Here is a 12,585-nt window from a genome sequence, read left to right as displayed (position 1 = left end):
GGCCGTTACCGCAACAATGGATATGTACACAATCCAACTGTGTTGACTGCTAGGCCGCCTTCGCGAGCAAGCCCGCTCCCACAATTTGATCGCGGGGCGGCAGGTAGATGAGTGTCGGCTGCCAGGCCGCCTTCGCAGGCAAGCCAGCTCCCACAATTTGATCGCGGGGCGGCAGGTAGATGAGTGTCGACTGCCAGGCCGCCTTCGCAGGCAAGCCCGCTCCCACAATTTGATCGCGGCGCGGCAGGTAGATGAGTGTCGACTGCCAGGCCGCCTTCGCGAGCAAGCCCGCTCCCACAATTTGATCGCGGCGCGGCAGGTAGATGAGTGTCGACTGCCAGGCCGCCTTCGCAGGCAAGCCAGCTCCCACAGAAAAATCCTCTGCCCGACAAACCTCGTGACGCAGGCAAACTGCGTCTACGCTTCAGACAAGTCCGATCAATCTGTAGGAATGGATCAATCGACTATGGGCGCTCTGCAGCACACCAATGCCACCCAGGCTGACCTCGACCCCGACAGCCCGTCACCAGCGCCTTTGCCGAAAAAAAACAGACCCTGGCATCGCGTGGGCTGGCTGATTGTGTTGATGGCCTTGATCGCCCTGGCTTTCGCCGTGCATCGGGAGGTGCAGACCTCACGCTGGCAGGCCCGCGTATTCAGCGAATGGGCGGCGAAGCTGACCTACCAGGTGGCCCCCGGCGCCAGCGATGCAATTGTGTACCCAGGCGCAGGCCCCTTCGATCAGCGCCTGGGCTACAGCGCACTGGGCGAGTTCCTGCCGCGCTTGCTCAAGCGCAATTACATGATCGAATCCCAGGCACGCTTTTCCGAGGCGTTGATGGACTACAGCCGTCATGGCCTGTTTATCCCCTACGCCGAGAAAATCCAGGCCGGCTTGACCCTCACCGATTGCCGCGCAGCACCGCTGTATCAATTCAATTACCCGACCCAGCTGTACGCCCGCTTCGATGACATTCCACCGCTGATGATCCACAGCCTGCTGTTTATCGAAAACCGTGCACTGCTCGATCCCGAGCCCGCGCAAGCCAACCCGGCCGTGGACTGGCCGCGCTTTGCCAAGGCGGCGTGGTCGCAGGTGGCGCGCCAGTTGCACCTGCCAGGGCAGGCGGCGGGCGGTAGTACCCTGGCCACTCAGCTGGAAAAGTATCGCCACTCGCCCGATGGCCTGACCCTGTCGGGCAGCGAAAAAATCCGCCAGATGCTCTCCGCCAGCGTGCGCGCTTACCAGCATGGCCCCGATACACTTGCGGCGCGGCGCAACATAGTGCGCGATTACCTCAACAGCGTGCCTCTGTCGGCCGTGCCGGGCCATGGCGAAGTGCATGGCATGGCCGAAGGGTTGCGGGTGTGGTACGGCGCCGATTTCGCCCAGGTCAACCGCGCGCTTCAGGACACCGCCACCACACCGGCCAGCCTGGCGGCGCGGGGCTTGGCGCTGCGAGAGGTGTTGTCGTTGATGATCGCCCAGCGCCGACCTTCCCATTACCTGGCCAACGGTCGCGACGAACTCAAGCAACTTACCGACAGCCACCTGCGGCTGCTGGCGCAGAACGCGGTGATCGACCCGCCGCTGCTCAAGGCCGCCCTGGCCGCGCGCGTCACTTATCGCGACTGGCTGCAACAGCCCACACTGCAACCGATCGACAGCAACAAGGGCGTGAGCGTGGCCCGCAGCCGCCTGGCGGCCCTGCTCAACCGGCCCCTGTACGACCTCGACCGCCTTGACCTCGCAGCCACCAGCACCTTGCAGGCCGAGCTGCAAAGCCAGGTCACCGCCTACCTCAAGCAACTGGCCGACCCGGTATTCGCGGGCAACATCGGCCTGCTCGGCGAACGCCTGCTGACGCCTGCCAGCACGCCGCAAGTGCGCTACAGCTTTACGCTGTTCGAACGCACCGCCGACGGCTCACGGGTGCGGGTGCAAACCGACAACACCGACCAGCCCTTCGATATCAACGAAGGCAGCAAGCTGGAACTGGGCTCCACCGCCAAGTTGCGGGTGCTCACCACCTATCTGCAAATCATCAGCGAACTGCATGATCGCTACGCCACCCAAACCCCGGCGGCGTTGAAAAAAGCCGACATCGCCGAGCAGGACCGGCTCAGTCGCTGGGCCATCGATTACTTGCTGCAGGCCCCGGATAAATCCCTGGCAGCCATGCTAGAGGCGGCCCTGGACCGCACCTATTCAGCCAGCCCCAACGAAGGTTTTTTCACCGGCGGCGGGATGCATTACTTTCACAACTTTCGCAACGAAGACAACGGCCGCAGCCCCACATTGCGTGACGCGCTGCGCGAGTCGATCAACCTGCCGTTCATTCGCCTCATGCGCGACCTGACGCGCTACGTCACCTACGCGGGCGCCAACAACAGCGCGCAATTGCTCAAGGATGATGGCGACCCACGCCGCCAGGAATACCTGGCCCGATTCGCCGACCGCGAAGGCACCACCTTCCTGCTCAAGTTCTGGAAGAAGTACCAGAAAAAAGACACCCAGGCGCGCCTGGAAACCTTCCTCGACAGCCTGCACCCCACCGCGATCCGCTTGGCGGCCGTGCATCGCTACCTGTTTCCCGAAGCAAACCCGGACACCTTCAACCGCTTCGTGCGCTCCCACCTGACCGGTGTAAAAACCACCACTGCCCTCAGCGACGAGCGCCTGCAACGCCTGTACAAGGATTACGGCCCCGGCACCTACGACCTGCCCGACCAGGGCTATATCGCCAAGGTCCACCCCCTGGACCTGTGGTTGCTCGGTTACCTGCTCAACCACCCGCAGGCCACCTTCACCGAAGTGGTCAAGGCCAGCCAGTTCGAGCGGCAGGAGGTGTACAGCTGGCTGTTCAAGAGCCGTCATCAAGGCGCGCGTGACAGCCGGATCCGCACCATGCTGGAAGTCGAAGCATTCCTGGATATTCATCAGCGCTGGCAAGCGGTGGGGTACCCTTTCGATCATCTGGTGCCGTCACTGGCCACCGCCATTGGCAGCTCGGGAGACCGCCCCGCCGCGCTTGCCGAACTGATGGGCATCATCCTTAACGACGGGGTGCGCGGCAAAGTGCTGCGCATCGACAGCCTGCATTTTGCCGCCGGCACCCCTTACGAGACCCGCGTGGTCAACACACCCGACCCCGGCAAACGGGTGATGCCGTCCGAAGTCGCCAGTGCCTTGCGCGGGGCGTTGTCACGGGTGGTGGACGCTGGCACGGCCAAGCGCGTGTCGGGCAGTTTCACCCAGGCCGACGGCACGCCAATGGCCATGGGCGGCAAGACCGGCACGGGCGATAACCGCATCCAGGCAATGGGCGCGGGCGGGCGCTTGATCAGTTCCAAGTCGATCAACCGCACCGCCACTTTTGTGTTTTTTATCGGCGACCACCACTTCGGCACGCTCACCGCTTTTGTGCCTGGCAGTTCGGCGCAAGGTTTCAAGTTCACCTCGGCGCTGCCGGTGCAAGTGCTCAAGGGCATGGCGCCGTTGTTGATGCCTTATCTGCAAGGGTCGGGTGGGATGATGTGTCAGTCAAGTCAGTGATTGGCCGGGCGACCGCTTTCGCGGGCAAGCCCGCTCCCACAGGGACCGTGTGCGCCGCCAATCTTAGGCACGACACAAAACCAATGTGGGAGCGGGCTTGCCCGCGAAAGCGATGGATCAGCCACTGCAATTTTGTAATCTAAACCTCGGAATCCCAGATCACCGTCACCACGCCCGTGTAGGTGCTACCGGGCTGCTTGAGCATTTCCTTCACGTCGTCCCGCTCCACGGCAAAGTGCAGGCTCGCGGGGCGATTGTTGACGTAATAGCCGGGTTGGAACAGCTCGGTGCCGCTGCCGTCCAGGCGCAAGGGCAGCTTGTTCACGGCTTGGCCGTACTGGTCTTGCAAGCCATAAGGCAAGGTCACCCCGACCTGCAGCGGCACCTCGTCGCCCGCTCCGTTGCGCAGCCCGCAGGTGTTGCCGATGGCCAGGCTGCACTCGAGCTGCATCTTGAAACGCCCGCTGGAAGAGATCACGAAAGTCTGGTCACGGAACAGCCGCGCCGGTTGCCGCCCACGATTGAGCCAGGCTTGCCAGCCGCCTTCGGGCAGCAGCTCGATGCGGTTACCTCCGGGGGGCAGGTCCACTTTGAGGGCGTGCTCTACGGACAGATTGAAGTTGAAGGTCAACACGTTGTCGTTGGGTATCATCACATCGCCAAAATCAAAATCCCTACCGGGCCCGATGCTGTAGGACAACGAGCCGCGGTATTCACCACTGGCCATACCCAACGGATTAGGGGTTCTGAGTTCATAGCCATACTCCACCGGCTGGTACCACATTTGCGGAATAGGCGCGCTGGGGACCACACTGCAGGCTCCTCCGTTTTCCGGGACGATCCAGAAGTACAGCAAGTAAGTGCCGGACGACGTGTAGTAGTTGACGCCTCGACAAGAATCCACGCCGTAACGCCAAGGATCCGCCCAGTGCCTTCCTGGGGCGCTCCACACAGTCACCCTGGCGCCCCCGCCCAGGCCCCATCTACCGCCGATACCGGCGATGCGCATCTCTACCGTTTCAACCTGACCCGTGGCGATATGGGTCACCTGCACATCGCGCCAGGAGGACGGTACTTTGAAATACGCGCCCTTGCGCGGGTCTTCATGGTCCGCCTCGATTTGCGCGATCGAGTTGAACACCAATTCGTCGGTACGAATACTGAAGGTGTTGAGTGACTCGCAAAGCGCCGGCACGTGCCAGGCGCAGATGCCACTGTGGGGTGTGGTGTTCTGGAATTTATTGACCATGGGGTTGGTCGGGTCCGGGCGAAACACCGCCGAGATATTTTGTTCCAGCGCCTGCACGGGCAGGCTCGCCCACCCGACGCCTAGCGCCAGCGCCCAAGGCCCCAGCCATTTTTTGGTTGCGGTGATCAACTGCATAAACACTCCGAATCTGCGGCGCTGGGGGTTTCACACACCGGGCTCACGGCGCGGGGAAATCGAACATCAAGTGCACCGTGCCGTAATAATCCCCACCCTTGTAACCGTCCTGCGGCTCAATGGCAGAGATCTCCAGTTCGGCGCGCCGGCCCGCGCGCGCCTCGTCGGCGTTGAGTACCTGGGTCGAGTCCAACGTCAACGGCACCCGATTGAACAGCACCTGCAAGTCGATACGGTTGCGCCCACTCAGCAAATACGGCATGTCGCCCAGGCGCGCGGTCACGCCGCCATTGATGTTCTTGACGTCGAAATTCTTGCGCAGGCGGCCCAGACGCGCCGTCGCCAAGTCCCAGGCCAAAACCTGGTCATGGCCCATCCAGTCCGGCTCGGAAGGCAGCACATAGGCCTCTTCGATCGGGATGGTCACCGACACATCGAAGCTGTGGCGTTCCTGGAACGCCTGCGCCGGCTCGCCCAGGAACACAGGGGTCATCAGTACCGCCAGTGCCGTCAGTTGCTTGAACATTGTCATCACCCGTTGCTGTTGACCGTCATCGGTTTTTTGTCGCGGCCTTCGATCAGTTGGAAACTGAACTGGCGCTCGGGCTTTTTCTCGAACACCAGCTGGCGGCCGGGCAGGATGTGGTGCTTGGTGGTGGCTTCACAGTCGGTTTTCTTCGCCACCGAACAGTCCCGGAACTCATCGAGCACCACCACGCTGTTGCCGGCATTGCGCAAGGTGTACTGGCTGGTGGTCTGGCTGATCTGCGTGTCGAAACGGGTGTTCTGTGGGCGTACGAAGAACACCGTGCCGTAACCGGCCATGACGTTGACCCCGGCCGCCAGCGCGTCCTTGTAATCGGCCCGCTCTTCGTCGGTCACGGCAAAGTCGTCTTCTTTTTCCGGCACCACCGGGATGAAGCGCACGCGGAAATAACGCTCCTTGTCGCGCTGGCCCATGTACAGCAACCGTGTGCCTTGGCGCCCGCCCGCCGGCACGATCAGCCGCGCCGGGCTGGCCATCAGGCCGTCGCGGTTGGTGGCGGCGCCCTTGGCGTCGGTCATCGAGGCAACGGGGACTTCTTGGGACGTGCCATCGGCGTTGTAGACGATCTCCAGCACATTGACCTTGATAAACGCGGTGCTGGTGCCACCGTTGTAGACACGCTTGAGGTAGGAACTGCGATCACCTTCCAGGTAGTCATACACCACGCCGACATTGATTGCCGGCCCCGCCTGCGCGGTCAACGACAGCAGCAACAGCCCGACCGATAACACTGCATGTTTCATGTTTGATTACGCCTCAATGATTGAACCCAGCCCAGGGGCTGATATGCGGTAAGTGCCCGCCTAGACTTCCGAATCCCAGATCACGGTGACCACGCCGTTGTAGGTGCTGCCCGGGTGTTTGAGCATCTCCTTGACGTCGTCGCGCTCCACGGCAAAGTGCAGGCTGGCCGGGCGGTTATTAACGTAGTGGCCGGGCTGGAACAGCTCGGAGCCGCTGCCGTCCAGGCGCAGGGGCAGCTTGTCCACCGCCTGGCCGTACTGATCACGCAGGCCGAAAGGCAGGGTCACGCCGACCTGCAGCGGCACCTCATCCCCTGCGTCATTACGCAGGCCGCAGGTGTTGCCGATGGCCAGGCTGCATTCCAGTTGCATCTTGAAGCGGGTACTGGCGGAGATGACAACGGTCTGGTCGCGAAACAGCCGCGCGGGTTGCCGCCCGCGATTGAGCCACGCCTGCCAGCCCCCTTCGGGCAACAGCTCGACACGGTTGCCCCCCGGTGGCAGGTCCACCTTGAGGTTGTGCTCTACCCGAAGGTCGAAGTTGAAGGTCAACACATCATCGTTTGGCTGGTAAATGTCACCAAAATCGAAATCCTGATGCGGCCCGACTCCGTAAGTAATCGACCCTCTGTATTGCCCAGCGTCCATGTCCAGAGGATTAGGCGTCCTCAGTTCATACGTGTACTCAAGCATGCTGAAGCTGGAGGAGGGAACATCGAACGGCGTTACTAAATTGCACGCACCGCCACCTTCCGGTACCAGCCAGAACCACAGCCTAAATGTGGGGGCCGCCGCCCACATGCCGGTGTATTGGCATGGGGAAGGTGCATGCGTCCAGTTGGCGGGTAACGAACTCCACGCATGCACGCCCGGAGGGTTGGTTGTATTGAAACGGCTACCAATACCAGAGATGCGCATCTCCACGGTTTTGCGGTCACCCTTGGGTGAGACCACCTCGAAACTGCGCCACTCGGAGGGAACCTTGAACATCAGGCCTTGACGCGGATCCGCATGGTTGGCGGCTATCGGCCCGCTGGCGACAAAATTGATGTCCCAGGTGCGGATACTGAAAATCCCCAACGCCTCACACCGTGCCGGCATATGCCCGGGGCATACCCCGCTCTGTGGGGTGGTATTGGTGAACCTGTTAACCATGGGATTGCTGGGATCCGGTCGGAATTCAGCGGTGATGTCTTGCGTGGCCGCAAGGCTCAAAGGGGTGAACGAACACAACAAAGCGGCCAATACGACAGCGCGCCACGTTGTGTTGCCAGGCTTGTTCATGCTGATCAACTCGTTGCTGCGAACACAGGTTGTTGTGGGTGAAAAATTCATCCGGCCGCCTCTGACGCATGGGCGACTTCGGCCAAGGTATCCGGCGTACAGCGCAGATCACCGATCATCAACACGTCGCTTTCACTTGGCGCGTTGCTCGGGTCCAGACGGAACTGGCACAGCAACTGGTTCTGGTAGCGCACTTGCAGGGTGGGTGAGCTGGAACTCATTTCCATGGAGAAGAACCCGTCCACTTCGCTGACCCCGCGGCTGGCATGGTTGATCACGTGATGGCCGCGCAAGGGTGCGCCGCGTTCATCCAGCAATCGGCCCAGCACGGTGACGGTTTTCATCACGCTGACCTTGCGATAGTCCACGCCGCCCTTGTTCAGGTGGTAACTGGAACGTGCCGGCTGGATATTGGCCGCCGGTGGGTGGTTGCCTTCAAAGTCGAACGCCACACTGCTGCTCTTGTAGGCCGAGACCGGCACGTAGTTGCGCCCAGGCCTCAGCAGGGTGCTGCCGCCGCCCATGTCGTCGGCGCGCAGGGCGATCTCGTCGAGGTCGGTTTCTACATCGATGATCATGCCGGCGCCGTTGCCCTGGTACTGGCTGCTCAGCAATACCTTGCCGGCCCCGGCAACCAGGGTGCTGTTGAGGTTCAAGCCGCCGCTGAGGTCGCCGTTGAAGGAGCTGCGCTGAACAAAACCGTCGCCGCTGACCGCGTCCGTACTGAAGCTGGCCATACCGGACAGGCCAACGCCATAGGTGTCGGTGATCGCCGTGGCCGAGACGCTCTGCAGGAAGTGGTCGGTAAGGTCTTGGCGCAGGGTCACCGAAGCGTTGTTGTCGCGCCCGCCATCACGGGCGGTGCGGGTGCCGATGCTGCCGGAGATCTGCCGACCGTCACGGCCCAGATTGACGCTGACGCTCACATCCACGCCTCGGTTGCGCCGGTCGTTGGTGCCCGCGCTGCCGGGCCGGTCGAACACCGAGAAACGCCAGTTGGCATCGCTGCCGAACAGGTTGTCGTGGCGGCTCCAGCCTAGGTCGATACCGGCGCCCTCGACATTGCCTTCGCTGTGGGACAGGCGCATGTTCAGGGTGTTTTTCGCATCGAGCCGGTGGTTGACCGACAGCGCCGTGTTGCTGGCCTCACCTACGAAGGTATTGCGGCGCAGGCGGGTGCCGTCCGGCAGGGTTTCGTAGGTGTCGCGGGTGTCGAGCCAACTGCGGTTGTGGCTGAACACCAGGTTGGTGGCGCCCAAGGTGTAGAGCGCTTGCAGGTCCATGCCAGTGCCGTGGTCCTGGGTTTGATACAGGTTGGTGTAGAGACTGGTGTTGTTGGCCACCGTCCAGTCCACCGAACCGCCGTATTGCAGTTGTTCACGCACCTGGCGCGCCGACAGGCCGAGGATCACCCGGGGGTGCAGCAGGTAGTTGATGGACGCGCCGGCGGTCATTGCGCCAGAGGCTTGTTCGTCCCAGTTACTGAACAGCTTGGTCTCGCGCCCGGCGAACAGGTTGTAGCGCCATGGGTCTTCGGCGTTGCGCCAGTTGCTGGGCTTGTACACCAGCTCCTGGGTGGTGCTGGTGGTCAGGCCGTCTTCCACCAGGCGCACTTCCACTTCATAGATACCGCCGGGCAATGGCCGGGTGTCCAGGGTTTGCAGGCCGGCTGCCACGGCTTGGGTATTGATCAACAGGCCATTGCGGTAGATCTCCACCGCCGCCTGGCGGTTGGCGGTGACGTAGATCGGGTACACGCTGGGCTTGGCATTGTTGATGGCCAGGCTGTCGGAACTGCCATACATCAGGCCCAGCGCCGTATCGGGGCTGGCGCCGAAGCTGCGCAGTTGACGGGTCAGGCCATCGGAATTGGGGGTGAAATGGCCCAGGCGGAAAAACTGCCCTTCCATTTCTCGTTGGGTGTACAGCTCATGGATCGCGTGGCGCATCTGTTCGTTATCGCCACTCTGTCGCGCCAGTTGCAGGTTGAACACCTGGCTCCAGTTGCCGACGCTGGAACTGGCTTGCAACCCGTAGCGCCCGCCCAGCTTGTTGTCCTGACCACCGTTGAGGTTGAGCTGGTTGTTGACGATCAGCCCGAGGCTGCCGCCTTCCGGTTGCGCGTAGAAGCGCGGTGCATCGTCGTTGAGCTCGACATTCTGGGTGATGATCGCCAACTGGGAGTTTTCCAGGTTGTAGAACGCCGAGAGCATTTTTTCCGGGCAGGACTGGGTACAGGTGCCCAGCGCCACGCCTTTTTCCAACAGCGCTTGCCAGGTGTCGCGGGTAGCGGCGGGCACTTTGCTGTCAGCGGTGTCGGTGAATTCGAGCAAGGTGACGCGATCATCCCGGGTCAACACAATCAGCGCCTCGCCCAGCAACTGCTGGTCAAGGTCTATGCGCACGGCCAGCGGCACGTCGAAAAAGTGATCGGTAAAACCAGCCGGCAGGCCTTGGGCCTGGCTCAGCAGGCTGCCCGTCGTCAAAGCGCCCGAGGCAGCAGGTGCGGCCAGGGCACTCGTACACATCAACAGCGCAAGCGCAGCCGCGATAGGCGTCATCGGAAACATGAACGGAACACTCTGTATGCCAAAAGACTGGAGAGAAAATCAGGCCGGCGGACCGAGGAGGGAAAGTCAGCCGACCTGCAAGTAAATGCCCGTGTTCAACGGGCATTCATTGGCATCAAGGCGTTGGCAATACCGCGTCGAATACCACCGGCATCACCGCGGTGTAGGAACCGCGTTGATTCGCCGAAGGCTTGGCCGCGACGATGCGCATTTCAGCGCCAATACCTGGGGTGGAGTCGGCTTCGTTGACCACTTCCTGCGGGGAGCCGGTCAGGGTCACGCCATTGAAGGTGGTGGTTAGCGCAATGTTTTGCGCGGCATCACCGTTGAACAGTACAGCCGGGCCGCCTTCGATGTAGGCATGAACCGAACCGTTGGTGTTCTTGATGTCGTAGATGGCGCTCAGGGGCGCCAACTCACCGCTGACCAGGTTGTAGGTCATGGTTTCGTCACGGCCCCAGTTCGGGTCACGTGGCTGGGCGTGGAACACGGTGGTGGGGATGTTTGCCTTGAGGTTGACGGTGTGGCTGGCTTCACCGGCAGCGATAGCCGTTACCGAGGAAGACAGCGCGAGTACAGCCAGGGGAACAGCGACAGCAAACTTCTTGAACATGGTCAATACCTGTAGTTGACAACATTGAGTGGTTCATTGCCAAGGAGGTCCCTAACAAAGAATTAGCAGGCGTGGTTAGTTGAACTACGCACTGCCAGACAATGATCAACCGAAACTAAAAGCAGGTATGCAGGCACATTCGAAAACGCACGTAGCCCTTGTAAACAGGGCTTGAGCGAAAAAGATGGCATTTCGCCAAAACTTTAAAAGTATCCGTAGGAAATAAGCTACACGCTAAAAATACGCTAAAGAAGTTGCTGTAAGAAGCGTACCACAAGACGAAGCAGCGCCTGGCAAACAACAAGTCCAGATATAAATTCGAGCCACAACTCTAATTAAAGTTATAGCTCTAAAATCCAATCAGGTCCAATAGTTGTTAGTTGCTTAGTGGACCAAGCCTGTGCAGCCGCCAACGACCGTTGGTCGCCAGGCACTATCCTTAGCGTTAAGATATATCTTACGTTATATCTAAACCTGCACAGAGGACCTGCCCATGAAACACGAACATCGCGGCGAGTTTGAAAAACGCGGCGGCCGCGGCCCACGGGTGTTCGCCCCTGGCGACCTGAAGCTGCTGCTGTTGTCACTGATCGCTGAGCAACCTTGCCATGGCTATGACCTGATCCGCCGCATCGAGGGCCTGTTCGACGGTGCCTACAGCCCCAGCCCCGGCGTGATCTACCCCACCCTGACCTTCCTTGAAGAGAGCGAGCTGATCAGCGGCGACACCGATGGTGGAAAAAAACGCTACACAATCACCGACCCCGGTCGTCTCTTCTTGAGCGAACAAGCCGTTGCCCTGGACGGTGTGCGCATGCGCCTGGATGTCAGCAAGCGCTCACTGCGTGGCCACGACCGCCCACCCGAGATTCATGAGGCGGTGCACAACCTGCGCCACGCCTTGCATTCGCATAACGGGCATTGGAGCCCGGAAGAAATCATTCGTGTCGCGGCGCTGCTCAATCGCACCGCTCAAGCCATTGCCGACGGGACAGACCAATGAACACTCAAACCATTCATCGCGTGACCCACGAAATCAAACGCCGCCGCCTGCAAGTACTGCGGGTGGTCGATATCACCCCACGCATGCGCCGCGTCACCCTGGGCGGCCCTGAGCTCGCGGGGTTTGTCAGCCTGGGCAGCGACGACCACATCAAGCTGTTGTTCCCGCAGAACGCCCAAGAGCAAGCGGCGCTGGAAAGCCCGAGCTTCAGCATCAAGGGCGACGGCCCGCAACCGGCGATGCGCGACTACACGCCACGGCGTTACGACCTGAGCATTGGCGAGTTGGACATCGACTTCGTGCTGCACGGCGATGGCCCTGCCTCCACCTGGGCCGAGCAGGTACAGGTCGGCCAGCACCTGTATATCGGCGGGCCACGTGGCTCGATGATCGTGCCGGATATCTTCGACAGCTACCTGCTGATTGGCGATGAGACGGCGATCCCGGCCATCGCTCGGCGCCTGGAAGAGCTGCCCGCGGGGCGCAAGGTGCTGGCGGTGATTGAAATCGCGGATGCGGCGGAACAGCAGGTGCTCAGCAGCGCAGCCAAGGTGGAAGTGATCTGGGTGCTGCGCGGCCAGGACGACCTGCTCGACGTGGTGCGCAACCTGACGCTGCCCAGCGGCACGCTGTACAGCTTCGTCGCCACCGAAACCAAGCTGTCGCGCCAGGTACGGCGGGTGCTGCTGGACACGCACAAGGTCAACGAGCAATACCTCAAGGCCGTGGGTTACTGGCGTGCTGAGGGCAGCGAGGAAGAATAAATAATGTGGGAGCTGGCTTGCCTGCGATGCAAACACCTCGGTTTATCAGTTACACCGAGGTGATGCTATCGCAGCATAGGTATCTATATAACTTTGTGGGCTTTAGCAGCCGACGGTAACC

Annotated in this window: 10 protein-coding genes; 3 read left to right on the top strand and 7 right to left on the bottom strand. The window is 61.2% G+C overall.

The features are described from left to right. Positions 1-49: 49 nt before the first annotated feature. Positions 50-358: a hypothetical protein gene (locus A7K61_RS32935; protein WP_069558868.1), complete on the bottom strand. Its 309-nt coding sequence runs from the start codon at positions 356-358 to the stop codon at positions 50-52. A gap of 108 nt (positions 359-466) precedes the next feature. On the opposite strand from A7K61_RS32935, the gene A7K61_RS28695 reads away from it, so the two are divergent. Beyond that, positions 467-3,556: a transglycosylase domain-containing protein gene (locus A7K61_RS28695; protein WP_069558867.1), complete on the top strand. Its 3,090-nt coding sequence runs from the start codon at positions 467-469 to the stop codon at positions 3,554-3,556. A gap of 139 nt (positions 3,557-3,695) precedes the next feature. Here the strand turns inward: A7K61_RS28695 and A7K61_RS28690 are convergent, their stop codons facing one another. The 6 genes from A7K61_RS28690 to A7K61_RS28665 all read right to left on the bottom strand — a co-directional run bounded on the left by A7K61_RS28690 (position 3,696) and on the right by A7K61_RS28665 (position 10,697). Then, the gene (locus A7K61_RS28690; protein WP_069558866.1) at positions 3,696-4,940 is read right to left on the bottom strand and encodes a hypothetical protein; all 1,245 of its coding nucleotides are present in this window, start codon (positions 4,938-4,940) and stop codon (positions 3,696-3,698) included. A gap of 43 nt (positions 4,941-4,983) precedes the next feature. After that, positions 4,984-5,466, bottom strand: a complete 483-nt coding sequence (locus A7K61_RS28685; RefSeq protein WP_047712679.1) for a CS1 type fimbrial major subunit — start codon at positions 5,464-5,466, stop codon at positions 4,984-4,986. Between the two features lie 5 nt (positions 5,467-5,471). Continuing rightward, a complete protein-coding gene (locus tag A7K61_RS28680; protein WP_044272090.1) occupies positions 5,472-6,230 on the bottom strand; it encodes a pilus assembly protein in 759 nt (252 codons plus the stop codon). A 60-nt stretch (positions 6,231-6,290) separates the two neighbouring features. Next, complete coding sequence (locus A7K61_RS28675) at positions 6,291-7,385, bottom strand: hypothetical protein (RefSeq protein WP_044272124.1); 1,095 nt, start codon at positions 7,383-7,385, stop codon at positions 6,291-6,293. A 176-nt stretch (positions 7,386-7,561) separates the two neighbouring features. Then, positions 7,562-10,084 carry a CS1-pili formation C-terminal domain-containing protein gene (locus A7K61_RS28670; protein ID WP_069558865.1) on the bottom strand — a complete coding sequence of 841 codons (2,523 nt, stop codon included), beginning with the start codon at positions 10,082-10,084 and terminating at the stop codon, positions 7,562-7,564. 115 nt (positions 10,085-10,199) lie between these two features. Further along, positions 10,200-10,697: a CS1 type fimbrial major subunit gene (locus tag A7K61_RS28665; protein WP_069558864.1), complete on the bottom strand. Its 498-nt coding sequence runs from the start codon at positions 10,695-10,697 to the stop codon at positions 10,200-10,202. A 493-nt stretch (positions 10,698-11,190) separates the two neighbouring features. Here A7K61_RS28665 and A7K61_RS28660 point away from each other — a divergent pair, with 493 nt between their 5' ends. Then, a complete protein-coding gene (locus tag A7K61_RS28660; RefSeq protein WP_069558863.1) occupies positions 11,191-11,700 on the top strand; it encodes a PadR family transcriptional regulator in 510 nt (169 codons plus the stop codon). Continuing rightward, complete coding sequence (locus tag A7K61_RS28655) at positions 11,697-12,464, top strand: siderophore-interacting protein (protein ID WP_069558862.1); 768 nt, start codon at positions 11,697-11,699, stop codon at positions 12,462-12,464. Before A7K61_RS28660 ends, A7K61_RS28655 begins: the two co-directional genes overlap by 4 nt. The last annotated feature ends 121 nt before the right edge of the window (positions 12,465-12,585 follow it).

It is taken from the genome of Pseudomonas sp. AP42 (assembly GCF_001728935.1).
In the GTDB taxonomy this organism is placed as follows: Bacteria; Pseudomonadota; Gammaproteobacteria; order Pseudomonadales; family Pseudomonadaceae; genus Aquipseudomonas; species Aquipseudomonas lactis.
The sequence above is the reverse complement of the archived record's forward strand: the minus strand, read 5'-3'. Positions and strand labels throughout refer to the sequence as shown.

Bases quoted from the DNA above. Each gene is read 5' to 3' on its own strand.
- A7K61_RS28695 (WP_069558867.1), top strand. From the start codon at position 467: ATGGGCGCTCTGCAGCACACCAATGCCACCCAGGCTGACCTCGACCCC.
- A7K61_RS28690 (WP_069558866.1), bottom strand. From the start codon at position 4,940: ATGCAGTTGATCACCGCAACCAAAAAATGGCTGGGGCCTTGGGCGCTG.
- A7K61_RS28685 (WP_047712679.1), bottom strand. From the start codon at position 5,466: ATGTTCAAGCAACTGACGGCACTGGCGGTACTGATGACCCCTGTGTTC.
- A7K61_RS28680 (WP_044272090.1), bottom strand. From the start codon at position 6,230: ATGAAACATGCAGTGTTATCGGTCGGGCTGTTGCTGCTGTCGTTGACC.
- A7K61_RS28675 (WP_044272124.1), bottom strand. From the start codon at position 7,385: ATGGTTAACAGGTTCACCAATACCACCCCACAGAGCGGGGTATGCCCC.
- A7K61_RS28670 (WP_069558865.1), bottom strand. From the start codon at position 10,084: ATGTTTCCGATGACGCCTATCGCGGCTGCGCTTGCGCTGTTGATGTGT.
- A7K61_RS28665 (WP_069558864.1), bottom strand. From the start codon at position 10,697: ATGTTCAAGAAGTTTGCTGTCGCTGTTCCCCTGGCTGTACTCGCGCTG.
- A7K61_RS28660 (WP_069558863.1), top strand. From the start codon at position 11,191: ATGAAACACGAACATCGCGGCGAGTTTGAAAAACGCGGCGGCCGCGGC.
- A7K61_RS28655 (WP_069558862.1), top strand. From the start codon at position 11,697: ATGAACACTCAAACCATTCATCGCGTGACCCACGAAATCAAACGCCGC.